Here is a 26,585-nt window from a genome sequence, read left to right on the forward strand (position 1 = left end):
AAACTTAAAGCTGCGGCACGGCCCAACCGATAAAGCGCTTGCGCAGGGCCGGATCGGCCTGCAGGAACAACTGCTGTAACTGCCCTTCCAGCTCGCTGGCAGCCACAACGGGTTGCGCCCCGCTGGCGAGCGTAGCCGCTGGCTGCTTTGTAACAGCGACGGCCGTCAGCGCCGCCTTGCCACCACTGCGGTTGTATTCAGCCAGTTTGCCGCTCCAATCCACTCCAAGCAGCATGCCACTGGTCACCAGCGCATCCTGCTGGATGGCAAGCGCCCGGCCATTCTCCTGCAACGTCACCACTGGTGCCTTGGCATAGGTCTGCATCCCCCGCTCGTCCCCCGGTACGCTGGCCGTCAGCTGCAAATGTTGATTGCTGCCCTGATAGCGCACCACCTGCGGCTCGGAGCGCACCTGCCGATCATTCTCGCTGCTGCTGCGACTGGGGATCACCCCCTCGAAGCGCACCAGCAGTTGCTGCTCGCCATCCGCCAGGGTGGCATGCTGCTCATCCTGCAGGGTGCCGTTGCTCACCGCGAGGATACGGAAATTATCCGGCACCTTCACTTCCACCACGGCCTGCGCACTGCCCGCCGCCAACGCTGCACAGAGCAGCACAAACCCGGTCAACCCTCTATTGCTCTTCATTCCCGCTGATCTTCCTGATGCCGATGATGGGCGCAGGGTAGCAGCCGAAGATGACAGAAAAATAACGCCGCTCAGAGCAGGTAGTTGGGTCGCTCGGCAAACCACTGGGCCAGCACTTGCTTGAACAGCCGGATCTTGCGCGGTACCCGCCGCTGCTGGGCATGCAGCACATGAAGCTGATGCAGACCGCTCTGCCACTCGTCAAGCACGGTCACCAGCTCCCCCGCCATCAGCAGCGATTCCACCAGCATCAGCGGGCACTTGGCATAGCCCATACCAGCGCGCGCCAGTTGCAACACTGTGCTGTAGTGGTTGGCCCGCACCTTGCCCTGCACCAGAATGTGGGCCTCTTCCCCCTCATGGATAAAGTGCCACTGCTCCCAGGCCGGATTGTGCCCCTGCAACAGGCAGCTGCGCCCGCTCAGCTCATAGGGGGTGGCAGGACGCCCCTCGCGCGCCACCAGTGCGGGGCTCGCCACCACCACATCCTTGAGCCGCCCCAGCGGCAGGGCCACCAGATTATCCGGCACCTCGTTCATAGCGCGCAGGGCGATGTCGTTCTCCCCCTGACTCATGTCGACCATCTGATTGGTGAAGTTGAGCTCGACTTCAACTCCGGGGCAGAGCGCGGCAAAGCTGGCCAGCAGCTCGCTCACCATGCGATCGCCGGTGCTGACCGGGCAGGTAAAGCGCAGGCGGCCGCCATCCTCTTCGGTCAGCGCCTGAATATCCTGCTCCGCCTGTCGTGCCAGCGCGAAGATCTCCCCCGCCTGCTGATAGAGGGTCTTGCCCGCCTCGGTCAGGCTGAGGCGGCGGGTAGTGCGCTGCAACAGTTGCGCATTGAGGGAGGACTCCAGCGCGCTGACGTGGCGGCTCAACATCCCCTTGCTCACACCCAGCGTATCGGCAGCGGCCGAGAAACTGCCGCGCAGCACCACTTCGTAAAAGCTGGCCAGATGGGCGATATCCATCATTAGCTCCAATATGGAAACAATGGGTTTATTTTACGCGCTTTTTCGCATTTTCTGTTGCGCTAAAATCGATACATCCCAACCAGGAGTGATGCAGATGAAAATTGTGATTGTGGGTGCCTCCGGCACCGTCGGCTCCGCGGTCAGTGAACTGCTTGCCAAAGATCATCAGGTGATCCGGGTCGGCCACAGCCGTGGTGATGCCACGGTCGACATGCGCGATCCCGCCGCCATCAAGGCGCTGTTCGCCAAGCTGGGCCAGTTCGATGCGCTGGTCGTCGCCAGCGGCAGCGTGGCCTTCAACGGTCTGACCGAGATGACCGATGAGCAGTGGCAGGTGGGAGTGGAGAGCAAGCTGATGGGCCAGATCAACCTGACCCGCGCCGCCATTCCCTATCTGACTGACAAGGGTTCCATTACCCTGATCAGCGGCATCCTGAGCGAGGAGCCAATCAACTGGGGCGTGAGCGCCAGCACCATCAACGGCGCCATCGATCACTTTGTGAAAGCGGCCGCCTGCGAACTGCCCAGGGGCCTTCGCATCAATGTGGTGAGCCCCACCGTGCTGGAGGAGTCGATGGACAAATACGCCGACTTCTTCCCGGGCTTCGTGCCGGTGCCCGCCGCCAAGGTCGCGCAGGCTTACAAAAAGTCGGTGCTGGGCATCCAAACCGGTCAGGTGTTCAGGGTCAACGGCTGATCGCCGCTCGCTTGCCGCCAGACCAGCAATAAAAATGGGCCCCGCTGCGGGGCCCGTCTGTTTCTCTGCCTATCTCCTTCGCCACCAGCAAACGTTTGTTTATTGGCGACAAAAAAAGAGGGCAACCCTTAATCGATCAGACCGTACTGCTCGCGCAGCACCTCGATGATCTCCTGCTTGGGATTGGCAGAACGCTCCAGCTTGTGGCCGATGATCTTCTCGGCGATCCCGACGTAGGTGTTGGAGATATCCATCATCACTTCGGTGGGCAGCTTGTTGTCGCGAGCCAGGGCGAAACGTTCCGGCATGCGGTTCTTGTTGAGCAGGATGTCCGGATCCGGGAAGTGGTTGAGCAGCCACTGACGGAAACCCTCTTTGGACTTCTCGACAATCTGACCATCGCGCAGGGCCGCGCCATCCCAGATACGGGAGCTGTCGGGGGTGCCCACTTCGTCCATGTAGATCAGCTTCTCGTTGCCCGCCGCATCGTGGACGTAACCAAACTCGAACTTGGTATCGACGAAGATCTGATCCAGTGCGGCCAGCGCGTCGCTGATGACGTTGAAGCCCTCTTTGAGCAGCACTTCGTAGCGGTCGATATCGGCCGGTTTGCTGAAGTTGAAGCCTTTATAGTGGCGCTCGATATCAGCACGGGAGACATTGACGTCATCGGCTTCCGGCACGCCATCCAGCCCTTTCAGCACGCCCTTGGTAGAAGGGGTGATGAGGATCTCCGGCAGCTTCTGATCCTTTTTCAGCCCTTCCGGCAGGGTGATACCGCAGAACTCGCGCTCACCATCCTTGTAGGCACGCCACATGGAGCCGGTGATGTACTGGCGGGCAATCGCCTCGATCATCACCGGACGGGCTTTTTGCACGATCCAGACGAAGGGGTGCGGAATATCCAGAATGTGGCTGTCGGCCAGTCCCTTCTCCTTGAACAGCTTGAACCAGTGGCTGGAGATGGCGTTGAGCGCCGCCCCTTTGCCCGGTACGCCGTTCAGGCCATCCACACCTTGCCAGATGCAATCGAAGGCCGAGATGCGATCGCTGATCACCATGAGGGCGAGGGGCGCATCGGCCGGCACATCATAGCCTTTCTCTTTTATGAGCCGGGCACTGTCTTCGGGGGTCAACCAGTAGACGCTGCGCACTTTGCCGGAATGGACAGGTTTATCGGTACGGATCGGCAAATCGTCATTCACCGCCAATACTTGATCTGCAAGACTCATGGCTAATAACACTTCCTGTTTGTGGGGGGGTAAACATCGCGAGTCCCTCACCCGCGCGCTCTGTTTGCAGCATGCTGGCAATGGGGCTCACCTCATCGAAAACCGATCAGAATCCCCCCTCGTATTCAGGGGAATTCTGATAACAAAACAGGGGCACAAGGCCCCTGTATTTATTCTGCTTTTGCTGCTGCCTGATCGGCCAGCCCCTTGGCGAACGCCTCGGACAGGCTGATATACATCTGGGAGATAACCCCGGACGACACCGGCTTCTTGTCCTTGTCGAACAGGGTGATGGAGGTCTTGCCTCCCGCCATTTCGCCAAGCTGGAAGCGGTATTTCTCCTCCTCCAGTTTGAACGGCTCGCTCCCTTTCGCCTTCCAGAACTCGGCACCCGGCTCTTCGTACTCGACGTCGATCCAACCCAGTGACTGCTGGGTGTCCTTGATGATGAAACCGTAAGCGGGCAGTACCTGGTTGAGGCGACGCCACACCTGATCAAAGGAGCCTTCGGCAATCCAGGCGCTCAGTTCGTTGTTGTCCAGACCCAGCTGCAGGCCCATACCATCGTTGAACTTGTGCTGTTCGCGGGCTTTCAGCTGGCTGTCGTAATAGAGAGAGAACTGGTTCAGCACCCGCGCGGCATAGCGCTGGGCATCGGCAGGGGTCAGCTTGTTGCTGGTCTCGCCGTCGATGGTCTCTTCGTGATCCAGCACCCGGACCGACATGTTGACGGCGTGGCGCTGGGCATCGTTGCGCACGGTGAACTGGTAACGCTGACGGATTTTGAAATCTTCGTCATCTTCACCCCAGCCATCGAGGGCGACCGTGTTGTCAAACCAGCCGGTCTGCAATACGCCGTCCTGCTGATCCAGCTTCTCGGTGGTGACCTTGTGTTTGGCCAGGAAGTTCATCAGGAACGACCAGGTATCGCGCTCCACGCTCTGGCTGGTGCTCAGGGCATAGAAGGCAACGGTCGGTTCGGCTGCGGCCTGCACCACCTGACTGCCCGGTACCACGGTCAGCAGCTGGGCGGGCGGGCGCACGTCGATCTGGGCGCCGAGGACACCTTCACGGCTGCTCTCGGGCAGCGGCGGGATATCGTACTGGCTGTTGAAGGTGGGGGCGCTCAATCCTGCGGGGATCAAGAACGCGCGACCCTCGAGGCGGGCATCTTCATAATCGAAGTCGCGGTTGGCCATTTTGCGATCCTGGGGGGTGCTGCAACCGGCCAAGACGGCCAGGGTCGCAACGCTCAGCACCAGACGGGCTCTATTTCCCTTTCCATTAGATTTAAACACTCGCCATCAACTCCGCTGTGGTCAGTGCTCGCGCCATCAGCTGTTCGCCCTCAGGGGTGAGGTCAACCAGCGGCAGTCGCAAGGTGGCTGTTGCAATCAACCCCAGTTGGGCACAGGCCCATTTCACCGGGGTAGGGCTCGGTTCGCAGAACAGAGTCTTGTGCAACGGCATCAAAAGATTGTTGATGTCATGCGCCCGCCCGGCATCACCGGTCAGCGCAGCACGACACATGTCGGCCATCTGGGCCGCTGCAATATTGGTGGTGACCGAAATCACGCCATCGCCACCTTGCAGCATAAAATCACAACCAGTGGCATCATCGCCACTGTAGAGAGCAAACTCCGGCCCGCACAGTTCGCGCAGCAGCGGGGTGCGGCTCAAATCACCGGTTGCCTCTTTCAAACCGATAATGCCGGGAACCTTGGCCAGACGGGCCACGGTCTCCGGTTTGAGATCGCAGCAGGTTCGACCGGGCACATTATAAAGAATTTGGGGCAGACCACTAGCCTCGGCGATCGCACAATAGTGACGATAGAGACCTTCCTGAGTGGGTTTGTTGTAATAAGGGGTCACCGAGAGGCCCGCCACCACGCCGGTTTTGGCCAGTCGTCTGGTCAATTCAATGGCATGGGCGGTATTGTTGGAGCCGCAACCGGCTATGACGGGAATGCGTCCGGCGGCATACTCAACAGTCTTTTCAACGACGGCGATATGCTCCTGCTCGCTCAGGGTCACCGATTCCCCCGTGGTACCCACCGCAACAATGGCGCTGGTCCCGGCGCTGACATGATAGTCGACCAGTTTGGCCAGACTGGCCCAATCGACTTCACCTGAAGCCAGCATGGGGGTAACGAGCGCAACAATACTACCGCGTAACATGGACTTTTCTCCCGATTTTCAGGGGCGTAATGGTAAAGCTGCCCCCTTTGAAAAACAAGGGAGAGAGGGGGCAAGCCGTGATACCATCCGGCACAAAAAGCAATGGACGAAAGTCGGCAGCGCCCCTCAGGGAGTGGTCATCAGGGCCGGAGGGTTGGCTTGCCAGCGCGGCTTTCGCAACGAAATAACGGACGAGAGAAGATTTATGACTCACTACCTGGTCGTAACGGCCATCGGCACGGACAGGCCTGGCATCGTCAATGAAGTGACCCGCCACGTCAGTGGCTGTGGTTGCAACATTGTGGACAGCCGCCTTGGCATCTTCGGCAATGAATTTACCTTTATCATGCTGCTCTCGGGCGACTGGAACAGCTTGATGCAACTCGAAATCAGCCTGCCCCTGCGTAGCCAGGAGTGGGATCTCATCACCATGATGAAACGCACCGAACGCCACCAGTCTCTGCAGTATGACGTCCGCGCCAGTGCCGACCTGTTGATCCGCGACGAGCCCGGCATCGTAAGCCAGTGCACCCAGTTCTTCAGCGAACATGGCTGGAACATCCAGGCGATGCAATCCATGACCCTGGAGCAGCAGCCGTTCAACCTGCTGAAGATCAGTTTTCAGCTCAATCTGGCCAGAGAGGGTGAAGTGGAAGGTTCGCAAACCGCCTTCGCCGAATTCTGTCGTCAACTGGGTGCCGAATCGTTCGAGTTTATCGTCAATCGCAAACACGCCTGAGGGCGTTTTACCCGAGGAGACCCCATGCAACCACTACAAGCTGGCAGCCCCGCCCCCGATTTCTCCCTGCCCGACCAGAATGGCAATCAGGTCAGCCTCGCTGGCCTGCGCGGCAAAAAAGTGCTGGTCTACTTCTATCCCAAGGCGATGACCCCGGGCTGCACCACCCAGGCCTGCAGCCTGCGCGATGTAAACGCCGAGCTGGCCGCCCTCAATGTGGTGGTACTTGGCATCAGCCCGGATCCGGCCAAACGGCTGAAAAAGTTCGAAGAGCGGGACCAGCTCAACTTCACCCTGCTGGCCGATGAAGACCACGCCGTGGCCGATGCCTTTGGCGTCTGGGGCCCGAAGAAATTTATGGGCAAGGAGTATGATGGCATTCACCGCCAGAGCTTCCTGATCGATGAAGAGGGCAAGATTGCCCACCACTTCGACAAGTTCAAGACCAGCGATCACCATCAGGTGGTGCTGGATTTCCTCAAGGGGTAACCTTCCCCTGCGTGATTGACAGGCCTGCCACGCAGGCCTTTTTTGTCTGGCCAGCCGCCCCTCCCCTGCAGATTTTTCTCACCAACTCCCCCGCCCAGATCAAAAAATTCATTTTATATATGGGTTAACGTGATCCCAGAATCATCTTCCAGCGAGATACCCCATGAACATGAGCAACACTGAGCGTTTGATCCTGAGCAACCAGTACGAAATTCTGGCGAAACTCAACCCGGAGAAGGCGGACGCCTACCAGCGCGCCAGCACCATCATCGAGCGCGGCTACTGTCTGCAGATCCTCGAGCTGGAGAAGAGCTTCGGCCATCTGGATCTGGCGACCTGCCAGGAGGTGATCGATACCCTGGAGCTGCACCACGCACTGGCCATCTCATGGGGCAATCTGGATGCCGCCGATCAGGGCGAGATCAATGCCAGCCGGCTGGAGTTCAACGGCTACAGCCGCAGTCAGGAGCGGGAGCTGGCTGACTATGTCTGCTTCCTGCTGGAGGTGGACAAGCGCTTCCCCGAGCTCAAGTGCCCGTGCGACGAGCTCTCCAGCGACATCGCCATGCGCGACAAATACCAGCGGATGCTGACTGTATGGCGTCAGTGCCCGCGTCAGTACAAGCTCTCCATCCAGGAGATCCGCAAGGTACTGGCGGCCTGATCCGCACTCCGACCGCAACAAAAAAGGCGCCACTGGCGCCTTTTTGCATCTGAATCGGGTTATTCGTAGAGAAAGGATTTATCGAGCTGCTGGAAGGCAGCCTTGAGGGTATCGGCCAGCTCTTCATAGCGCGGCTGTGACACCAGCTGACGGCGGCCCCCCTGCTCGTTCATCTTGCCGTTGATCTCCCGATACCAGCTCGCCAGCGAAGGGGGCAAACGGGTGTCGGCCCGCTGACCAAGCCAGTAGTAGCCCTGCAGCGGCAAACTGAGCAGAAACAGCACGGAAGTGATGACGGAGGGCCAGTAGTGCAGCTCGCCAAACTGGAACTGCAGCATCACGCTCAGCACCGCCAGCGCGGGGATTACCTTGAGAGCGAACTCGGTCGCCTTGATCACCCGATTTTCAGGAAACATCGAATTGAGCTCGGGACGGCGCGGCCAAAGCGTCATATAATGGCGCCCTTGCTGTAACTTAGTTCCAAAAATGTTCATGCTCATACTACCTCCGAGCGCTTTTTGAACGTACTAACGGCAAAACCTCGACAAAATTTGATGCAAAGTAACAAAGGTTGAGGATGACTTTGTTATTTTTCAACAATCGGGTTATCCTTTGTACGCCCATTTTTGCGTCAAAAGCTTCTTGCTATTGACCTGTCAGGGACGTCTGGATTTCGGGTCTTGTATCACTATACAAGGGGCAAGCAACAGATTGCCAACCCTCATAAGGATAAGTTGAAAGTTTTTGGTCGCACCGCGTCCAACGCATCCGCCTACACAACCCAATCTGCGATAGGATTTATTCATGAGTAAGCTGGTTCTTGTTCTTAACTGTGGCAGCTCTTCCCTGAAGTTTGCCGTCATTGACGCAACCACCGGTGATGACCTGCTGTCCGGCCTGGCCGAGTGCTTCAACCTCGACGACGCCCGCATCAAGTGGAAACTGAATGGCGAGAAAGGCAGTGCCGATCTGGGCGCGGGTGCCGCTCACCAGGAAGCACTGGACTTCATCGTCAACAAGATCCTGCCGCTCAATCCGGAACTGGCCAAGAACCTGATCGCCATCGGTCACCGTGTTGTTCACGGCGGTGAGCGCTTCACCTCTTCCGTCGTTATCTGTGACGACGTGATCGCCGGCATCGAAGCCGCCGTTCCGTACGCACCGCTGCACAACCCGGCTCACCTGATCGGTATCCGTGAAGCCCGCCGCGTATTCCCGGCGCTGGCTGACAAGAACGTGGCCGTATTCGATACCGCGTTCCACCAGTCCATGCCGGAAGAAGCCTTCCTGTACGCGCTGCCGTACAAGCTCTACAAAGAGAACGGCATCCGTCGCTACGGCGCTCACGGCACCAGCCACTACTACATCAGCCTGGAAGCTGCCAAGCAGCTGAACAAGCCGGTTGAAGAGCTGAACATCATCAACTGCCACCTGGGCAACGGCGGTTCCGTCTGCGCCATCAAGAACGGCAAATCTGTTGATACCTCCATGGGTCTGACTCCGCTGGAAGGTCTGGTCATGGGTACCCGCTCCGGCGATCTGGACCCTGCCATCATCTTCTTCCTGCACGACAAGCTGGGCATGAGCGTGGCCGATATCAACACCATGCTGACCAAAGAGTCCGGCCTGCTGGGTCTGACCGAAGTCACCTCCGACTGCCGTTTCGTTGAAGACAACTACGACAGCAAAGAAGAAGCCAAGCGTGCTATGGACGTTTACTGCTATCGCCTGGCCAAGTACATCGGCGCCTACGCTGCCGCCATGGACGGTCGTCTGGACGCCGTTGTTTTCACCGGTGGTATCGGTGAGAACTCCGCCCCGATCCGTGAAATCACCCTGAACAAGCTGGGTCTGCTGGGCTTTGACGTCGATCACGACGCCAACCTGAAGGCTCGTTTTGGCAAGGGCGGCGAGATCACCAAGGCCGGTTCTACCAAGGCCCTGGTTATCCCGACCAATGAAGAGTGGGTGATTGCCCACGACGCGCTGGAACTGGTCGGCGCTTAATTGACGCAGTAACCTCGAGGCCGCCCACCAGGGCGGCCTTTTCCTGATCCCAAAAAATGAACAAGGGGTATAAAGTGGCACGCACTATTATGCTTATCCCGGTCGGCACTGGTGTCGGCGTAACTTCCGTGAGTCTTGGCGTTGTTCGCGCTATGGAACGTCACGGTGTCAATGTCAGCTTCTTCAAACCGGTTGCCCAGCCGCGTCCGGGTGAAACCGGTACCGAGCGCTCTACCGCCGTTATCCGCGCTGCTGCCAACATCAATCCGCCCGAGCCGTTCGCCCTCTCCTACGCCGAGAACATGATCAGCGCCAGCAACACCGACATCCTGCTGGAAGAGATCGTGGCCCGCTTCGAAGAGCACGTGAAAACCAGCGGTGCCGAAGTGCTGGTTGTCGAAGGTATGGTGCCGACCGACAAGCAGCCCTTTGCCAACAAGCTGAACTACGACGTAGCCAAGGCGCTGGACGCTGACATGGTATTCGTGACCCACCCGGGCCATGACTCCAGCCAGAAGCTGAAAGAGCGCATCGAGCTGGCCTGCTCCAACTTCGGTGGTGTCAACAACCCCCGTATCGTAGGTTGCGTGATCAACAAGGTGGGTGCACCGGTTGACGAGCACGGCGTAACCCGCCCTGATCTGACCGAGATGTTCGAGGCGCATCACCATGCGTCTGACGCCGCCCACAACCTGGAAGTGCTGCAAGTGTTCGGCAAGAGCCCGCTGCGCATCCTGGGCTGCATCCCGTGGAACACCCAGCTGATCGCCCCGCGCGCCAAAGATCTCGCCAAGCATCTGGCGGCCAAGATCCTGAACAAGGGCGAGCTGGACAGCCGTCGCCTGCAGACCGTCACCTTCTGTGCCCGCTCTATCCACAACATGATCGAGCACTTCCGTCCGGGCAGCCTGCTGGTGACCTCTGGCGACCGTTCCGACGTCATCGTCTCCGCCTGCCTGGCCGCCATGAACGGCGTCAAGCTGGGTGCGCTGCTGCTGACCGGTAACTACCATCCGGAACCGCAAGTGATGGCCCTGTGCCAACAGGCGATGGCTACCGGCCTGCCGATCATGATCACCGGCACCAACACCTGGCAGACCGCCGTCAGCCTGCAGAACTTCAACGTCGATATCCCGGAAGATGACCGCGAGCGTATCGAACTGGTGCAGGACTATGTAGCTGGCCACATCGACAAACACTGGATCGAGTCGCTGACTGTCAGCTCTACCCGTTCCCGTCGTCTGAGCCCGCCGGCGTTCCGTTATCAGCTGACCGAGCTGGCCCGCCATGCCAACAAGCGTGTCGTGCTGCCGGAAGGCGATGAGCCGCGCACCATCAAGGCTGCCGCCATCTGCGCCGAGCGTGGCATCGCCCGTCCGGTGCTGCTGGGTAACCCGGAAGAGATTCGTCGTGTTGCAGAGCAGCAGGGTGTGGTACTGACCGATCGCGTCGAGATCATCGATCCGGTTGTGGTACGCGAGCGCTATGTGCCGCGTCTGGTCGAGCTGCGCAAGAACAAGGGCATGACCGAAGTGGTTGCCCGCGAGCAGCTGGAAGACAACGTGGTACTGGGTACCATGATGCTGGAGCGCAATGAAGTTGACGGCCTGGTATCCGGCGCGGTGCACACCACTGCCAACACCATCCGTCCGCCGATGCAGATCATCAAGACCGCTCCGGGCTCTTCCCTGATCTCCTCCATCTTCTTCATGCTGCTGCCTGACCAGGTTCTGGTCTACGGTGACTGCGCGATCAACCCGGATCCGACTGCCGAGCAGCTGGCCGAGATCGCCATCCAGTCCGCCGACTCCGCCGCCGCGTTCGGCATCGAGCCGCGCGTCGCCATGATCTCCTACTCTACCGGTACCTCTGGCGCCGGTGCCGATGTAGAGAAAGTGCGTGAAGCGACCGAGCTGGCCAAGGCCAAGCGCCCCGACCTCATCATCGACGGTCCGCTGCAGTACGACGCGGCCATCATGGAGAACGTGGCCAAGTCCAAGGCACCGAACTCACCGGTTGCCGGTAAAGCCACCGTGTTCGTGTTCCCTGACCTGAACACCGGTAACACCACTTACAAGGCGGTACAGCGTTCTGCTGATCTGGTCTCCATCGGCCCGATGCTGCAAGGCATGCGCAAGCCGGTCAACGACCTGTCCCGTGGCGCTCTGGTTGACGACATCGTCTACACCATCGCTCTGACCGGTATCCAGGCAGCTCAGGCTGACGAACAAGCTTAATCAGCTCTAGCCTGAAAAAACCGATCACAAAGGCTGCTCACCCCAGGTGAGCAGCCTTTTTTATTAGTTCTCTTTTGAAGACCAGTGAAACATGCCATCCACACCGTGTTGCGCAGAATAATGCCATCCGGCACGTCAACAAGGGTTTGAGCAGAGCGTCTCGGGGACGTGTGCTCGCCAAATCAAAGATGCATCTGAAATACATTCCAGATCATAAGGTTGGCTATACGGAGGCATTCATGGCGGAGCGCTTATAGCAAATCTTCCACCATCGGCATGAGAATTTGACCTGTCAGAAGTTGCAGTGAAAAAGACCCTTTCGATACGCTATTTCTCAATGTGCCCACTCGGCAAAATCCAACATCATGGAGGAATGGAAATGCTGATGAAGAAGCTCTCTGCAGTCATGCTGCTGGCCTGCTTGCCCCTGTTCAGCCAACCCGTGCTGGCCGCAGATAAGGTAGCGCTCAAGCAAACAACCACGGCCGCGGTCGCCAAGGAGGACGGCAAACTGAATATCAATACCGCCACCCTTGCCGAACTCACCAGCCTCAAAGGAATTGGCGACAAGAAGGCACAAGCCATCGTCGACTATCGGGAAAAACAGGGAAAGTTCACCTCGGTCGATCAGCTGGCGGATGTCAATGGCATTGGCCCGGCCACGCTGGAAGCCAATCGTGACATGATCATCGTCAAATAACGTCCGAGCCCTGCATATACAAATGGGGCAGCCGGTGGCTGCCCCATTTTTCTTGGAGTATCATGGCCGCACTTTCATCTCTCTGGATAGTTTTCCATGAAAAAGACCCCTCTGATCGTTCGCAAGGCCGTGCTCCCGGTAGCCGGTCTGGGTACCCGTATGTTGCCAGCCACCAAGGCCATCCCGAAAGAGATGCTGCCGGTGGTCGACAAACCGCTGATCCAGTATGTGGTGCGCGAAGCGATCGCCGCCGGGATCAAGGAGATCATTCTGGTCACCCACTCCAGTAAGAACTCCATCGAAAACCACTTCGACAAGAGCTTCGAGCTGGAAGCGACCCTCGAGAAGCGCGTCAAGCGTCAGCTGCTGGAAGAGGTGCAACAGATCTGCCCGAAAGACGTCACCATCATGCACGTCCGCCAGGGCGAGGCCAAAGGGCTGGGTCATGCGGTCCTGTGCGCCCGTCCGCTGATCGGTGACAACCCCTTCGCCGTGCTGCTGCCGGATGTGCTGATCGACGAGGTTGCCAGCAACCTCAAGCAGGACAACCTGGCCGAGATGGTGCACATGTTCGAAGAGAACCAGATCAGCCAGATCATGGTGGAAGCGGTGCCCGAGAGCGAAGTGGACAAGTACGGCATCGCCGATATCAAGGGTGAAGCCCTGAGCGAGGGGATGTCCCTGCCGATGCAGGCTATTGTCGAGAAGCCGCCCCGTGACGAAGCCCCCTCCAATCTGGCGGTGGTGGGTCGTTACGTTCTCTCCTCCAATATCTGGCCGCTGCTGGAGAAGACCCCGGCCGGTGCCGGTGACGAGATCCAGCTGACCGACGCCATCGCCATGCTGATGGAACAGGAACAGGTCAACGCCTACTTCATGAAGGGCAAGAGCCACGATTGCGGCAGCAAGCTCGGCTACATGAAAGCCAATGTGGAATATGCCGTGCGCCATCAGGAGCTGAACGGTGAATTCATCGGCTGGCTGAAGCAGTTCGTCAAGCAGTTGTAATCGCTGATAAATCGGTTTTTTATAGAGGTATTCAAGGAGCATCAAATGATGCTCCTTTTTCATTTGCGCAACAAAAAATCAATCAATAGTAAATAAACTCTCAGCAAATCATAATGTTGTAATTTATTCACGCATGCTCTATAAGGATTGAGGCGTGTTTCTCGCCCTTGCATAAAAAACTCAAAAAAATATAAGACACAGGTGGAAGTTCCAATGAATAACCCGTCAAAAGGGACCTTTTTAGGTCACCCTAAAGGGCTTTTTTTGCTCTTTAGTACCGAACTGTGGGAGAGATTCTCCTATTACGGCATGCGTGCCGTGCTGGTGCTCTATCTGACCGACCTGACTGCCAACGGCGGTCTGGGCTGGAGTCAGGCAGATGCCCTCAAACTCTACGGTATCTATACCGGTCTGGTTTATATCACTCCGCTGATCGGCGGCTGGCTGGCTGACACCTTCCTGGGTCAACGTCGCGCCATCCTGATCGGTGCCGTGCTGATGGCCGCAGGTCAGTTCACCCTGGCACTGCCCCACGCCATGTTCCCGGATATGGTCAACACCATGTTCTACGCCGGCCTCGCGCTGCTGATCGTGGGTAACGGCCTGTTCAAACCGAACATCTCCACCATGGTGGGTGACCTCTATGAAGAGGGCGATCACCGCCGTGATGGTGCCTTCACCATCTTCTATATGGGCATCAACCTGGGTTCCCTGCTGGCAGGTGTGATCTGTGGTGCTGCCGCCACCGCCTACGGCTGGCAAGCGGCCTTCGTCGGCGCCGGTATCGGCATGCTGCTCTCTCTGGTGATCCAGGCCACCATGGCCCAGCGTTTCCTGGGTAACATCGGTCGTGTCACTGCCGCCCAGCGCGCTGCAGCCCTGCGTACTACCGAGCAGAAAGCACCGCTGACCAAGCAGGAAGTGGATCGCATCAAGGTCATCCTGGTGTTGGGTCTGTTCACCATCATCTTCTGGGCCGGTTTCGAGCAGGCCGGTGGTCTGATGAACCTCTACACCCAGGAGTATACCGACCGCATGATCGGCAGCTTCGAAGTGCCGACTGCCTGGTTCCAGTCCCTCAACCCCTTCTTCATTATCACTCTGGCCCCGATCGTGGCAGCCATCTGGATCAAGCTCGGCAAGAAAGAGCCGAACTCTCCGGTCAAGTTCGCCATGGGTCTGCTGTTCCTGGCTGTCGGCTTCCTGTTCATGATCGGCGCCGTGCTGCAGCAAGGTGGTGACCAGACCGTCAAGACCTCCATGTTCTGGCTGGTTGGCGCTTACCTGTTCCACACCCTGGGCGAGCTCTGCCTCTCCCCGATCGGCCTCTCCATGGTGACCAAACTGGCTCCGCTGCGTCTGGCCTCCCTGATGATGGGTGCCTGGTTCGGCTTCGTTGCCCTGGCCAACTATGCAGCCGGCTTTATCGGCTCCTTCGTGGGTGAAGCGGGCCCGATCGCCATCTTCGGTGGCATCGCCCTGGCTGCGTTACTGAGCGCCCTGATCCTGCTGACCATGGCCAACCGCCTGGTTTACTGGATGCACGGTGCCGAAGGCCCGGCCAAAGAGCCGCAAGCTCAAGAGAAGAAACTGCACTCCGCCGCCGTCTAAACGGTCAGGATTGTAAAAAACAGACAGGGCGCCCATCGGGCGCCCTGTTTGCTTTGGCCTGCTGTCAGGCGGTATCAGTGATGGCGTACCTGCACATCCAGCGATCCGCCGCTGTCGCTACGAAACTGCAGGGCAAACGGTTCATGCCAACTGCGCTTGTGCAGGGCGTAATGGCTGCTGCGCATCAAACCAAGGGGCAAGCCACCGGAGCGCATCAACCAGTGGGGAGAGGTGAGCCCGGCGTTGGCAAACACCAGCCCATCGTGCTGATCAAACAGCAGCGCCGCCATGGCAAAGGAGTGACGAAGCCCGGACGCCATCAGCTGATGGTTGAGGTAGTCGAGCAACCGGTGCGGCTGGCTCAGCAGGCGGCTCTCGTTTTGCTGAAACTGGCGATAGGGGACGTTCATCAAGGAGCGCACCAAGGCCCCGCAAAATGCAGCATCCGTTCCCATGATCGGCAGCTCCATCACCAGCACCAGCAGTTTGTCCTCCACCTTGAAGGTATCGGGAATAAAGAGGTGGCCGAGCCCCTTGAACGTAACCTGCCAGGGGCCCCACTCCTGCAAGCCCGGCGGCTTGAGCCCCGCCAGCAGGCGGCTGGCCGCCTTGTCATGGGCACTGAAGTAGTCGATATGATCCATCAGCTCCAGCTGCTGCGCCCGGTTGGCGCTGCCGTTGAGACACTGTTCGATGCTGCGCTCGACCAGTGCATAATCCTCCAGCGGCTTGAGCAGATAATCCCGCGCACCGGCACGCAAGGCGCTGGCGACCGCCTCCATGGTGCTCTGGGCCGAAATGACGATAACCGGAATATGGGGATAACGCGCGGAGAGGCAGGCGATCACCTCGAGACCATCCATATTGGGCATATTGAGATCGCACAGCACTACATCGGGATGATAGAGCGCTGCCGCCGATATCCCCTCAATCCCATCCTCCGCCTGAAACACCGCTGCCCCGTCCCGTGCGAGGTAACTCACTAACGAGTGGCGAAAAACAGCTTCGTCCTCCACCACCAGGATCCGTAGCCCGGCTTTTGGCATCTTGATAAAAACCTTATTAGTCAATTGGTTATTTAAGTAATAAGACTAGACCAAATCGGCTGGAATGCAGCGATTCCTGCGTCAAAAAGAGACGGCTTACCCGGCTTTCGATTTCATCACGCGTATTGATGAGGCGATATCCAGGCGCCATCAGCCTGACCCAATCCGTTGTCAACGCCCCCCGCACCATGGCCTCTTGGCTAGGGGTCAGGATTAACCGGGTCACCACCTCCCGTGCGAATTGTGCAAGCCTGCGCCATAAGGGATAATGCCCCCACTCCAGCCCGTGAAGAAGACCATGACCCCAGCCGAATACAGCGCCCTTGCCCATCCCAGATTGTCCCATCCGGCCCGCAGTCTCTATACCCTGCAGCTGCGCAGGCTGGTGCTGGAAAATCAGCTGGCCCGGCTCAACTATCCCGAGCTGGGTCGGGCGCTGGCGGTGGTCGACCCGGGCGATCCCTGCGGCTTCTCGTTTCAGGTCAATGCCCGCCAGCTCACCGAATTGTTCGATGAACTGATGGAGGCGGGCCTGCTACAGGTCGAGGCACAGCCCGAGAGTGAGCACTACCATCAGTGCCCGTTCCAGTTGCCGCTGCTGACCCAGAAACTGCGCAGCCCGCTGCCGGAGCGCCCCTTCCAGATGCATCTGCAGTGGCGACCGGATGAGGAGCTGCCCGCCCTCGCCCGCCTGTGCGGGGTGATCGATGCCAGCTACAGCGAAGAGGATCTGGGGGAATTTATCGCCTACTGGCTGGGGCGCCCCGAGGTGTTCGACTCCCAGCATCAATGGATGCTCAAGTTCATTCGCGCCCTCAAGACCCGCCGCTACACCCGTCGCAAACCGATGGAGGTGCAGGGCTACCAGCAGGTGACCCCCGCCCCGGCAGAGGCAGGCCCCAGCAAACGGGCCCAGCAGATGATCGAAGAGGCCAAACGGCTGGCCCAACAGCAAATGCAGGAACCCGCACCGCAGCAGGAGCCGGATAATGATTGATAGCGGCCCCCGCCTGCAGGCAAAATCAACCCCCTGTCTACCCATCCCTGATCGAGCAGAAGGAGCATTCCATGACTGACCCGCAAGATCCCCTGCGCCAGGAGCTGGAAGAGATCGAAGCCAAGCGCAAAAGAATCGCCAAGGCCAAGCAGGACCATCGCGTTCACGATCCCGAGCTGAGCCAGCACGTTGGCGGCCTGCTGGAGCGCATTCGTCGCCTGCAGCAAGAGACCGGCGGCGGCCAGTATGACTACGAGACCCTGCGCAAGGAGTACGATGCCAAGGCCAACGCCGAGGTGCGCGAGCTGCAGAAGGCGGCCCGCCAGGAGCGGATCCAGAAGTTGATCGCCCAGGCCGACCTCAACCCCGACTGGGTGTTCGAGAAGATGGACGCCACTGATCCCGCACTCCAGTACCCCATCGAAACGGCCCGCTACTTTATCAGCGGATTCGAGCACTGGGAGAAGAGCGGCGGCGGCTGCATGCTGATTTACGGCGACTACGGCACCGGCAAATCGACCCTGGCAGGCGCAGTAGCACACGAGCTGATCGCCCTTCACCAGAAGTCGGTGATCTTCCAGCAGTGGGCCTCCATCGTCGATCGCCTGTTCTTCAACGTGATCCCCGATCAGGATGAGCGCAACCAATACCGCCGTGCGCTGGAAGAGGTGGATCTGCTGATCATCGATGAGGTATCGGCCAACCGCGCCAAGATGGCGGAGAGTCAGTCCAGCTTCCTCGGCCACCTGCTGCGCCGTCGTCGCAACCTGTCAAAGAGCGTCATCATCATCACCAACCACACGCCCCAGAGCCTGCATCAGGCGATCGGTGATTTCAGCTATGAGGCGATCAAGGCGTTCAATCCGGTGGATATCCACCTGAGCGGCCCCAGCCGTCGCCCCAGTATCGGCAACTACAACGGCTGACCCCCTCGATGCGAGTGCGAGTCCTGGCGGCTCGCACTCTCTCCTCTCTGCTTGCTCACAAATAGAAACAACTCTCATTTACAGCAAGCGCACAAGCCACTAGGCTAGCCCCTTTTGCCAAGGGAGCTCAGCTATGCCAACCACACTGATTTTCGGAGCCAGCCGCGGGCTGGGCCGCGCCTTTACTCACCACGCCCTGCGCGAGGGTCACCGGGTCGTAGCGCTGGTGCGAAGCCCCGAAATGGCAGCCGAATCACGCGAGCTGGGAGTAGACGTCATCGAAGGGGATGCGCTGGATCCGGCTGCGGTGCAGCAGGCCTGCCTTGTGGCAGGGCAAGATGCACAGGTCGTCTCCACCCTCGGCAGCTTCCGTCAGACGGCGCCGGTGGACTATCAAGGCAACCGTCATGTGATCGATGCCATGGAGCAAGCCGGCCTGAAACGACTTCTGCTGGTCACCTCCCTCGGCTGTGGTGACAGCTGGCAATATCTGCCTGAGCGTGCCCGTACCGCCTTCGGCCACGAAGTGCGCCTCAAGAGTCTGGCGGAGAGCTGGCTGCAGACCAGCACCCTCGCGTGGACCATTCTGCGCCCGGCGGGCCTGCAGGATGGCGACGCCACCGGCCGTGCCGAGCTGAGTCAGGGCAAGGAGGTTCACGGACTGGTTCGCCGCGCCGATGTGGCCGCCCAAGGCTTGCGCCTGCTGGCGGATGAGACGGCGGTGGGGCAGATCTACGCCATCGGCGATCCCGCGCTCCAGCGCGGCTAAATCAACGCATCGCCATCCTTTTCATAGATCCAGCGGATACAAAAACGGTCAGCCCAAAGGCTGACCGTTTTTCGCTTTACTGCACGCTTAATGTCGCGCGCGCTTGCACTATCCCGCTTAACCGGCGGTCGTTTCACTCTGTACGACCGGCTGACTGGCCACTGGCAACGACTGCTGCCGCTGGCGCAGCAGCAGGCAGGCCAGCGCGCCGTAGAGCAGCGCCAGTCCCCATAGCTGCCACCAGTAACGGGAAACCTGCGCAAAGTCGGCCCCCATCTGGTTGAGGCGCAGAAAACCCTCGATGGCCGGGATAGTGGGCACCCACTGAGCCAGCCAGTTGAGGGGCGCCGGGATCAGCTCCAGCGGCCAGATAAAGCCCGCCAGAAAGACCAGCGGCAGGGAGGAGATCAACACCACCTGAGTCGGCAGATCCCGCCGGGTAAAGATCGCCCCCAGCACAATCCCGAACCAGCAGGTCGCCAGCAGGAACGGCAGAGCGAACAACCACAGCTCCAGCGGATCGGCATGACGGGCGATGTTGTAGTGATCGAAGCAGAAGCCGAGGAAGTAGCTCACCGGCAGCAGGAACAGCCCGGCCAGCACCAGGGTTCTGGCCAGCAGCAGCGGCAGTACCGGCGCGCTTTGCCAGTAACCGTGCTCGCCGCGACAGCTGCGCTGGTTCTGGGTCGCCCCCAGGATCCCCGCCCCCATCAGCAACACCTGATGCAGGATCAGCACAAACACCGCCGGCACCACGTAGTTGACGTAGCCCATGGTGGGATTGAACACCGGCACCACGTTGAGGGCCACCGCATTCCAGCCCATGGCCGCTTGCGGCAGTGCCTCGCCGTGGCTCAGCAGCCTCGCCACCTTCACCTGCGCGGCAAGGGTACCACCGGCCTGTGCCAGCCCTTCGGCAATGGTGCCGTAGACCAGGAAGTAGGAGGCATCACCGGCATAGCTCAGGGTGACGCTCTTACCCTGCATCAGATCCCGATAGAAGTGGTTGGGAATGTGCAGAATCCCGCTCGCTTCCCCGGCCATCATCAGCTGTCGCGCCTCGGCCAGCGAATTGGCCCGCGCCACCAGCTTCACCTGCGGCGTGGCATCGGCCATAAACTCCAGCTGACGCGACAGCTGGCTGCCATCCTCGTTGACCACCACCACCGCCTCTTCCCGCGGCAACTGATGCAGATAGGGCTGGGGATAGAGAAACGAGTAGAAGATCACCCCGCCAAACAGGGTGAGCATGATGGCGCGATCCGCCAGCAGGGTGCGCAGCTCAAGGCGCAACAGATCGACAAATCCCAACATCACTCAGGCTCCTTCTCTGCTACTACAGCTGCGGCTGATTGACGGGCAAGCTCCGCCTGCTGCTTATAACGGCGTACCACCAACAGCAGGGGGAGCATGAACAGCAGCAGCGCCCCCAATTGCGGCAACGCCGATGCGAGGGGCAGACCATAGTTGCTCTGGCCAATCTGCAGCTCCACATAATGAGAAACCGGCAACAAGCTGCGCCAGAAGCGGGCGAAATCCCCCATGGCGCTCACCGGAAAAGTGACCCCCATAAAGGCGAAACCAGGCGCCGTGTAAGCCCCCGCCAGCGACAGGGCGCGGGCCGGATCCCGAATGATGCCGTAAAAGAACGCCCCCATAGTAACGCAAGCGGCCGAGGCGAGCCCCAGCCCCACCGTCAGCACCAGCCAGCTGCCGTGCATGGGATAGGCCAATCCCTTGAACAACAGCAGCGTCCAGACGATCCCCCAGCCCCAGCCAATCAGCACATGGGGCAGCAGGGTACGCCAGAGGCCGAACCAGACACCGCGGGTGGTCCAGTCCAGTCCCAGCCGATCGGTGCGAGCCAGCGCATTGAGGCCGAACAGCACCACCAGGATCTGCCACACCGCGGGCAGAATCGCGCTCAGCAGAAACTGGGCATAGCTGGAGTTGAGGTTGTAGAGCGCCGTGACCTGACTGCTGATGGGCACCGACTGCCCAATCGCACCGGGCAGCGCCTTGCCATCGGCCATCGCCTCCAGCACACCGACCTGACCGTTGAGAGTGCCCACCACCTGCGCCAGCGCCGAGTTGACCAGCTTGGCGATGAGGATGAACTGGCCATTGTTGAACACCGTCACCTGCGGCTGGGTACCCCGGCGGGCATCCCGCTCCAGATGGTTGGGGATCACCACCAGCGCATAGATGTCGCCACCGCGCAGGGCGCGCGCGCCCGCATCGATGGAGTCAAACTGATTGGCCACCTTGAGCCCGGCCGAGCCATCCAGCGAGAAGGCGAGCTGGCGCGACAGCACGCTTCGGTCGAGATCCACCAGCCCCACCTTGAGGTCGCGGGCCAGCCCTGCCGAGAAGATCCAGCAGAGGATCCCCATCAGCAGCAGCGGTACCCAGCTCATCAGGGCACGGCTGAACGGATCCTGCCACAGCAGCCGAAATTCACGTCCCATCAGAGTTCAACCAGCACACTCATGCCAACCCGCAGCCCCTCAACCGGTTGCAGCGGGCGAGCCTCCACCTGGAAGCTCTTCATGTCGAAACCCTGACGGGTATCGGTGGCACGCCAGGTGGCAAAATCCCCCATCACGGCGACATGGGTCACCTTGAAGCGCACCATCTGGTCGCCAAGGCCCGGGATGCGGGCATCGAACTCGGTATCCACGGTGAAACGGGGCAACAGATCTTCGCGGATGTGGAACTGGGCCCAGGCATCGCTCATGTCGAGCAGCGTCACCACCGGGAAGCCTTGCGGCGCCAGCTCGCCGCTACGCAGCAGCACCTGACTCACTTCACCATTGTGGGGACTGGTGATGCGGGTGTCGGCCAGATAGGCCTCTACCTCGGCCACCGAACCCGCCGCCATCTTGGCCTTCTCGCGGGCGGCGATCTTGGTCTCTTCCCGCGCCCCTTCCAGCGCCATCTGGTACTGCTGCCACGCCATTCCTTCGCTGTAGCGAGCGGCTTGCCAGGCAGTCCAGGCTTCATCGCGTTTTTGCAGCGGCATCACGCCATCGCGGTGCAGGCTGGCGACTCGCTCATAAGTCTTGCCACGCAGCTGGGCGGCGGCCTTGGCTTTTTGCCACTGATCCTTGGCGGCGGCGATCTGCTGGGCACGGGCCCCCTTCTCTGCCTCTTGCGCCAGTGCGCCCGCGGCCGCTTCACCGGCCTTGGCCTGGCTCAGCTTGGCTTCAATCTCGGGGCTCGCCAGGGTAAAGACCAGCTGATCCCTGGTCAGTTGATCGCCCTTTTTCACCAGCACCTCGTCGATGCGACCCGGCACCTTGGAGGAGACCGAGTACTGCTGCGCCTCAATTTGCCCTTGCAGATGCACCGGCTCCGGCTGATAGGCGAGCCAGAAGCGCCAGCCGAGCCAGACCACCAGGATCACCAGTGCCAGCGGCAACAACAGCGGTTTACCCTGGCTCATCTTCTTTTTGATGGGGGGATGGCTCATCACTTCACCTCGACAAACGGGCGACCCTTGGCGGTCGAAACAGACATGAAAAAAGGAACAGACAGGGCCGGGATCATGAGTTCACCTCGATCACCTGACCATACTGATATTGATTGAAACTGTTCATCTGGCCGGAGAGCGCCAGCAGACGGGCCAGCGACACCACATATTGATAGGCCGCCGCCGCGCGCTGGGTCTTGACCCCCGCCAGCTGGTTCTGGGCATCCACCACATCCAGCGAAGTAGAGAGCCCCTGACCGAAGGCTTTGTCACGCAGCAGCACGTTCTCCTCTGCCAGCGCCTGGGTTGACGAGAGGGATTGATACTCCTCCAGCCCCTGCGCCGCTTCGCGCCAGGTCTTCTCTACCAGCAACTCCAGATCCTGGCGGGTCTTGGCTTGCAGCAGATTGACCTGCAGCTCGGCACTCTTGGCGGCCTGCACCGTCTCGGAGCGGCCATCGCGGCTCACCAGCGGCATGCTGACACCCACCCCCACCAGCCAGTCCGGCGCGGTCTTGGCGGCCAGTGAATCATCTTCATAGAGGTTGTAGTTGCCGAACAGGAATACTTCGGGGGCATATTTGCCCTTCTCCATCCGGATCATCCCCTTGGCCTGCTCTTTCTTGGCGCTGAGCAGCTTGAGGCCGGGGTGCACCTCCAGGGTCTGGCTCACCAGCCCCTCGAGGCGCGGCAGCTCCTGGTTGACGAACAGGCCGCTGTCGGGCTCGGCGCGGGACAGCTTGAGCATATGGCCGAGGGCCAGCTCGGCGATCTCGAGGCCACGGCGGGACTTCTGGGTATCGATGCGGGCCCGATCATAGGCCGACTGGGCGGAGAGCCGCTCCACCCTGGCGATCTGGCCCTGAGCTTCAAGCTTCTTGGCGTGATCCAGATGGTGGGCCAACCCCTCTTCGATCTCCTGCTTGGTCTGCACCACCTGAGCAGCCAGCACGACGCCGAAATAGGTCTGTGAGAGGCTCTCGAAAGTGGCTTGCTGTTTGAGCACCAGCAGCTGCTGCGCCTCGCTCACCTGCGCCTGGCGGATATCCTGCGCCGCATCGATGCGGCCACCGGCAAACAGCGGCCAGAGCATCTTGACCGAGCTGGTCACCACGTTCTGTTTGGTCAGCGGGGTAACGAAATCATCGGGCGAGAAATGCGGGATCGGCAGCCCACCCAGGATATGCTGCAGCGCTTTGACCATATCCGGATGGTTGGCGATGGGGTTGAGATCCATCAGATCAAGTTCCATCGGCTGATCGAGGTGGGTATAGCTGGCCCCCAGATCCACCTTGGGCAGATACATGGCCTTGGCCGCCTCGCGCAGTTGTTTGGCCCGATCGACCCCGGCCTGCTCGGCCGCCAGCCCCTCATCCTGCTGGATGACCCTGGTCCAGGCTTCGCCGAAACTGATGGTCTGCGCCTGTGCCGACCCCAGCACGGCCCCCAGCAGACACGGCCAGAGTGATGTAATGAACCTTGACGTCATAGATCCCCAATCCGCTTTTGTTGCATAAATGTTTGGAGCATTTGCTCGACTTAAGCCCGATATCATAACGCAAAGCAGGCCGGCAAGTGGACTGACAATTATGCAGACAACCGACATAGGTAGTACAGCCATCCCTCACGAGCAATCTGGCCGTTTTTCAATAACTCCAGAATTTGCAAGCCTTGGCGCGACGTTTTTTTCAGAAAAAAATGGCTGACGCTCAAATACTAACCTTTTCTCCTGCCTAAAAAATGCGTAATATACGCCGCCCTAAGCCGATGGTAACCGTGGAATGCAGATAGGTCCCCACACGCTTGAAACTCCCTTGATTGTGGCTCCCATGGCCGGTGTAACTGACCGACCATTTCGCGAACTTTGTTTGCGACTGGGGGCTGGCATGGCCGTTTCCGAGATGCTGCTGGCCAACCCGGATGTCTGGGATACCCAGAAAACCCGGATGAGGATGGATCACTCTGCAGAAGGCGGATTGCGATCGGTCCAGATTGCCGGGGCCGACCCCGAGATGATGGCGTTTGCTGCCCGCTACAACGTGGAGCAGGGCGCACAGATCGTCGACATCAACATGGGATGTCCGGCAAAAAAAGTGAATAAGAAGTTGGCAGGTTCCGCCCTGCTGCGTGCCCCCGATCAGGTCAAAGCAATTTGCCGGGCCGTGGTGGATGCAGTGGAGGTGCCTGTCACCTTGAAGATCCGCACAGGATGGGATCCGGATAACCGCAATGGCGTGGAGATCGCCCGAATCGCCGAAGATTGCGGTATCGCGGCCCTCGCCGTGCATGGTCGTACCCGTGCCTGCCTCTACCGGGGCGAAGCGGAGTACGACACGATCAGGGCGATTAAGCAGGCCGTATCGATTCCTGTTGTCGCCAATGGTGACATCAACAGCCCGGAGAAAGCCCGGTATGTCCTCGACTATACCGGTGTCGACGCCGTGATGATCGGCCGAGCTGCGCAAGGACGACCCTGGATTTTCCGGGAAATCCGTCATTTTCTTGAGACGGGCACCAAGCTGCCGCCTCCCGAGAGGGAAGAGGTTCGCACCCTGATGAACGAGCATGTAACCAACCTGCACCGGTTTTATGGTGCGTATCTGGGAGCGCGCATAGCCCGTAAACACGTGGGCTGGTATCTGGATGAAGAAGAGACGGGCCGAGAATTCCGTAAGCACTTCAATGCCCTGGATTGCGCAGACGCGCAACTTGAGGCACTCGAAGCGTATTTCGATGGATTAGGTTAACAAGATAACTAAAGAGCCGACCGAATATGTTCGAACAAACCCTGACTTCTGATGCATTGGTAACAACTACTCACAATCACGCTGCCGAGCCAACCCAGCGCCCCCTGCGTGACTCTGTGCAACAGGCCCTGCGTAACTACCTGGCCCAGTTGAACGGTCAGGAAGTGATTGATCTGTACGATATGGTTCTCTCCGAAGTCGAAGCGCCGATGCTGGACGTGATCATGCAGTACACCCGTGGTAACCAGACTCGCGCTGCCGTGATGATGGGTATCAACCGTGGCACCCTGCGCAAGAAGCTCAAGCGTTACGGCATGAACTGATTGCTGGCCGCGAGCCGCGACGGCGGTTCAAGGCAGATGCGAAAGGCGCCAGGTAGCAATACCTGGCGCCTTTCCTTTATGCTCTCCCCTCCATTTCACCATGACGACCCCGATGAACCGCACTCCCCTGCTGCTGATGGTACTGGTCACCCTGCTGGCCGCCGCTGGCTGGCTCTTCTCGAAAGAGGCGATCCGCGAACTGCCCCCTGCCGCCTTTATCGGCAGCCGCTTCCTGCTGGCCGCCCTGCTGTTGCTCCCCTTGGCTTGGTTGCGTGAACCACCGCCCACCCGTGCCCAACTGCTGCGCGCTGCAGGATGCGGCACATTGCTCGGCGCCAGCCTGCTGCTATGGGTCACCGCCATCAGCCAGAGCGATGCACTGGGCAGCGGCGCCTTTATCATGAGCGTCGCCACCCTGATGGCACCGCTGGCCGCCTGGGGAGCCTTTCGGGCCAAGCCCGGCCGCCACTACTGGCTCACTCTGCCCATCGCCATCGCCGGTTTGCTGCTGCTCTCCAGCAGCACTCACTGGGGTGGAGATCGCCCCGAACAAACGGGCGTGTCGCTCTCGCTGTTCTGGTTTCTGGCGGCGGCCACCACCCTCGGCATCCAGCTCGCCGTCCATCGCCACTTTGCCCAGTCCATTGCCCCCACCTGGCTCACCTGCATCCAGCTGGCGATGACCAGCCTGCTCGGCACCCTGCTCTCCCTGCTGACCGAGCAGTGGCCCGAGGCAGGGGTCAGCCACGGCATCTGGGGCTGGTTTGCCGCGAGCGTCTTGATCGCCACCACATTGCGCTACTGGCTGCTCACCCATGCATTGAGCAAGATGACCACCGCCCACGCCGCCCTGATGATGCTGCTGGAGCCGGTCTGGACTCTGCTGCTGAGCACCCTCTTCTATAGCGAACCGCTCGGTGGCGCCAAACTGGCCGGTGCCGGACTGGTGCTCGGAGCCCTAGTGCTCTACCAGCTCCCCCTGCTGTTGCGCAGTGCCAGGCTAAAGCCCACCACCTGAGTACCGATAGCGGGTACCACTGACTACATAACCTGAACTCGGGATAAAAAACGGCGTAAAAAATGAACTCAATGCCCGTTCCAAGATCTGATCCTGCAGTGACAA

Annotated in this window: 26 protein-coding genes; 15 read left to right on the plus strand and 11 right to left on the minus strand. The window is 59.7% G+C overall.

The features are described from left to right. Nucleotides 1-4: 4 nt before the first annotated feature. Nucleotides 5-646 (minus strand): DUF2057 domain-containing protein, encoded by a 642-nt coding sequence (locus PG888_RS09015; RefSeq protein WP_182938901.1) that lies wholly within the window; start codon nucleotides 644-646, stop codon nucleotides 5-7. A gap of 71 nt (nucleotides 647-717) precedes the next feature. After that, on the minus strand, nucleotides 718-1,617 hold the full coding sequence (locus tag PG888_RS09020) for a LysR family transcriptional regulator (protein WP_270693281.1): 900 nt from the start codon (nucleotides 1,615-1,617) through the stop codon (nucleotides 718-720). Nucleotides 1,618-1,714: 97 nt separating this feature from the next. Between PG888_RS09020 and PG888_RS09025 the strand changes: the two genes are divergently transcribed. Continuing rightward, nucleotides 1,715-2,317: a short chain dehydrogenase gene (locus tag PG888_RS09025; RefSeq protein ID WP_182938900.1), complete on the plus strand. Its 603-nt coding sequence runs from the start codon at nucleotides 1,715-1,717 to the stop codon at nucleotides 2,315-2,317. 128 nt (nucleotides 2,318-2,445) lie between these two features. Here PG888_RS09025 and PG888_RS09030 read toward each other — a convergent pair whose 3' ends face one another. From PG888_RS09030 to dapA, 3 genes are all read right to left on the minus strand, one after another. Continuing rightward, nucleotides 2,446-3,549, minus strand: a complete 1,104-nt coding sequence (locus PG888_RS09030; RefSeq protein WP_075113691.1) for a phosphoribosylaminoimidazolesuccinocarboxamide synthase — start codon at nucleotides 3,547-3,549, stop codon at nucleotides 2,446-2,448. A gap of 170 nt (nucleotides 3,550-3,719) precedes the next feature. After that, nucleotides 3,720-4,847 (minus strand): outer membrane protein assembly factor BamC, encoded by a 1,128-nt coding sequence (gene bamC / locus PG888_RS09035; protein ID WP_182938899.1) that lies wholly within the window; start codon nucleotides 4,845-4,847, stop codon nucleotides 3,720-3,722. Further along, a complete protein-coding gene (gene dapA / locus PG888_RS09040) occupies nucleotides 4,840-5,727 on the minus strand; it encodes a 4-hydroxy-tetrahydrodipicolinate synthase (RefSeq protein ID WP_182933540.1) in 888 nt (295 codons plus the stop codon). Before dapA ends, bamC begins: the two co-directional genes overlap by 8 nt. Nucleotides 5,728-5,932: 205 nt before the next feature. On the opposite strand from dapA, the gene PG888_RS09045 reads away from it, so the two are divergent. From PG888_RS09045 to PG888_RS09055, 3 genes are all read left to right on the plus strand, one after another. Continuing rightward, nucleotides 5,933-6,466, plus strand: coding sequence for a glycine cleavage system protein R (locus PG888_RS09045; RefSeq protein ID WP_005341119.1), 534 nt, complete (start codon nucleotides 5,933-5,935; stop codon nucleotides 6,464-6,466). A 24-nt stretch (nucleotides 6,467-6,490) separates the two neighbouring features. Then, the gene (gene bcp, locus PG888_RS09050; RefSeq protein ID WP_005358255.1) at nucleotides 6,491-6,955 is read left to right on the plus strand and encodes a thioredoxin-dependent thiol peroxidase; all 465 of its coding nucleotides are present in this window, start codon (nucleotides 6,491-6,493) and stop codon (nucleotides 6,953-6,955) included. 163 nt (nucleotides 6,956-7,118) lie between these two features. Next, complete coding sequence (locus PG888_RS09055) at nucleotides 7,119-7,619, plus strand: YfbU family protein (protein WP_107682606.1); 501 nt, start codon at nucleotides 7,119-7,121, stop codon at nucleotides 7,617-7,619. A 59-nt stretch (nucleotides 7,620-7,678) separates the two neighbouring features. Here the strand turns inward: PG888_RS09055 and yfbV are convergent, their stop codons facing one another. Continuing rightward, nucleotides 7,679-8,119 (minus strand): terminus macrodomain insulation protein YfbV, encoded by a 441-nt coding sequence (yfbV, locus tag PG888_RS09060; protein ID WP_005339116.1) that lies wholly within the window; start codon nucleotides 8,117-8,119, stop codon nucleotides 7,679-7,681. 304 nt (nucleotides 8,120-8,423) lie between these two features. Here yfbV and PG888_RS09065 point away from each other — a divergent pair, with 304 nt between their 5' ends. The 5 genes from PG888_RS09065 to PG888_RS09085 all read left to right on the plus strand — a co-directional run bounded on the left by PG888_RS09065 (nucleotide 8,424) and on the right by PG888_RS09085 (nucleotide 15,182). Next, nucleotides 8,424-9,626 carry an acetate kinase gene (locus PG888_RS09065; RefSeq protein WP_182938898.1) on the plus strand — a complete coding sequence of 401 codons (1,203 nt, stop codon included), beginning with the start codon at nucleotides 8,424-8,426 and terminating at the stop codon, nucleotides 9,624-9,626. A 56-nt stretch (nucleotides 9,627-9,682) separates the two neighbouring features. After that, a complete protein-coding gene (gene pta, locus PG888_RS09070; RefSeq protein ID WP_042059882.1) occupies nucleotides 9,683-11,863 on the plus strand; it encodes a phosphate acetyltransferase in 2,181 nt (726 codons plus the stop codon). 379 nt (nucleotides 11,864-12,242) lie between these two features. Beyond that, nucleotides 12,243-12,563: a ComEA family DNA-binding protein gene (locus PG888_RS09075; protein WP_182938897.1), complete on the plus strand. Its 321-nt coding sequence runs from the start codon at nucleotides 12,243-12,245 to the stop codon at nucleotides 12,561-12,563. A 96-nt stretch (nucleotides 12,564-12,659) separates the two neighbouring features. Further along, nucleotides 12,660-13,571, plus strand: a complete 912-nt coding sequence (gene galU / locus PG888_RS09080; RefSeq protein ID WP_058053048.1) for a UTP--glucose-1-phosphate uridylyltransferase GalU — start codon at nucleotides 12,660-12,662, stop codon at nucleotides 13,569-13,571. 213 nt (nucleotides 13,572-13,784) lie between these two features. Further along, nucleotides 13,785-15,182, plus strand: coding sequence for a peptide MFS transporter (locus PG888_RS09085; RefSeq protein WP_058053047.1), 1,398 nt, complete (start codon nucleotides 13,785-13,787; stop codon nucleotides 15,180-15,182). Between the two features lie 74 nt (nucleotides 15,183-15,256). Here PG888_RS09085 and PG888_RS09090 read toward each other — a convergent pair whose 3' ends face one another. Then, nucleotides 15,257-16,228, minus strand: a complete 972-nt coding sequence (locus PG888_RS09090) for a response regulator (RefSeq protein WP_042059874.1) — start codon at nucleotides 16,226-16,228, stop codon at nucleotides 15,257-15,259. A 298-nt stretch (nucleotides 16,229-16,526) separates the two neighbouring features. On the opposite strand from PG888_RS09090, the gene PG888_RS09095 reads away from it, so the two are divergent. The 3 genes from PG888_RS09095 to PG888_RS09105 all read left to right on the plus strand — a co-directional run bounded on the left by PG888_RS09095 (nucleotide 16,527) and on the right by PG888_RS09105 (nucleotide 18,920). Beyond that, nucleotides 16,527-17,225 carry a DnaT-like ssDNA-binding domain-containing protein gene (locus PG888_RS09095; protein ID WP_042060132.1) on the plus strand — a complete coding sequence of 233 codons (699 nt, stop codon included), beginning with the start codon at nucleotides 16,527-16,529 and terminating at the stop codon, nucleotides 17,223-17,225. Nucleotides 17,226-17,296: 71 nt separating this feature from the next. Beyond that, nucleotides 17,297-18,151: a DnaA ATPase domain-containing protein gene (locus PG888_RS09100; RefSeq protein WP_042059872.1), complete on the plus strand. Its 855-nt coding sequence runs from the start codon at nucleotides 17,297-17,299 to the stop codon at nucleotides 18,149-18,151. Nucleotides 18,152-18,284: 133 nt separating this feature from the next. Beyond that, the gene (locus tag PG888_RS09105; RefSeq protein WP_182938894.1) at nucleotides 18,285-18,920 is read left to right on the plus strand and encodes an NAD(P)-dependent oxidoreductase; all 636 of its coding nucleotides are present in this window, start codon (nucleotides 18,285-18,287) and stop codon (nucleotides 18,918-18,920) included. A gap of 117 nt (nucleotides 18,921-19,037) precedes the next feature. Here PG888_RS09105 and PG888_RS09110 read toward each other — a convergent pair whose 3' ends face one another. The 4 genes from PG888_RS09110 to PG888_RS09125 all read right to left on the minus strand — a co-directional run bounded on the left by PG888_RS09110 (nucleotide 19,038) and on the right by PG888_RS09125 (nucleotide 23,881). Beyond that, nucleotides 19,038-20,234, minus strand: a complete 1,197-nt coding sequence (locus PG888_RS09110) for an ABC transporter permease (RefSeq protein ID WP_182938893.1) — start codon at nucleotides 20,232-20,234, stop codon at nucleotides 19,038-19,040. Next, nucleotides 20,234-21,388, minus strand: coding sequence for an ABC transporter permease (locus PG888_RS09115; RefSeq protein ID WP_182938892.1), 1,155 nt, complete (start codon nucleotides 21,386-21,388; stop codon nucleotides 20,234-20,236). The genes PG888_RS09110 and PG888_RS09115 overlap by 1 nt, the downstream gene beginning before the upstream one ends. Then, nucleotides 21,388-22,392 carry an HlyD family secretion protein gene (locus tag PG888_RS09120; RefSeq protein WP_082040709.1) on the minus strand — a complete coding sequence of 335 codons (1,005 nt, stop codon included), beginning with the start codon at nucleotides 22,390-22,392 and terminating at the stop codon, nucleotides 21,388-21,390. Before PG888_RS09120 ends, PG888_RS09115 begins: the two co-directional genes overlap by 1 nt. A 73-nt stretch (nucleotides 22,393-22,465) precedes the next feature. Next, nucleotides 22,466-23,881, minus strand: a complete 1,416-nt coding sequence (locus tag PG888_RS09125; protein WP_182938891.1) for a TolC family protein — start codon at nucleotides 23,879-23,881, stop codon at nucleotides 22,466-22,468. A 292-nt stretch (nucleotides 23,882-24,173) separates the two neighbouring features. Here PG888_RS09125 and dusB point away from each other — a divergent pair, with 292 nt between their 5' ends. From dusB to PG888_RS09140, 3 genes are all read left to right on the plus strand, one after another. Continuing rightward, on the plus strand, nucleotides 24,174-25,139 hold the full coding sequence (gene dusB / locus PG888_RS09130) for a tRNA dihydrouridine synthase DusB (RefSeq protein ID WP_033135778.1): 966 nt from the start codon (nucleotides 24,174-24,176) through the stop codon (nucleotides 25,137-25,139). A gap of 26 nt (nucleotides 25,140-25,165) precedes the next feature. After that, nucleotides 25,166-25,462, plus strand: coding sequence for a DNA-binding transcriptional regulator Fis (gene fis, locus PG888_RS09135; RefSeq protein ID WP_005309538.1), 297 nt, complete (start codon nucleotides 25,166-25,168; stop codon nucleotides 25,460-25,462). A gap of 112 nt (nucleotides 25,463-25,574) precedes the next feature. Next, entirely contained in the window at nucleotides 25,575-26,480 is a 906-nt protein-coding gene (locus PG888_RS09140; RefSeq protein ID WP_182938890.1) for a DMT family transporter, read from the plus strand. The last annotated feature ends 105 nt before the right edge of the window (nucleotides 26,481-26,585 follow it).

This window comes from Aeromonas sp. QDB23 (assembly GCF_027707745.1).
Classification (GTDB): domain Bacteria; phylum Pseudomonadota; class Gammaproteobacteria; order Enterobacterales; family Aeromonadaceae; genus Aeromonas; species Aeromonas allosaccharophila.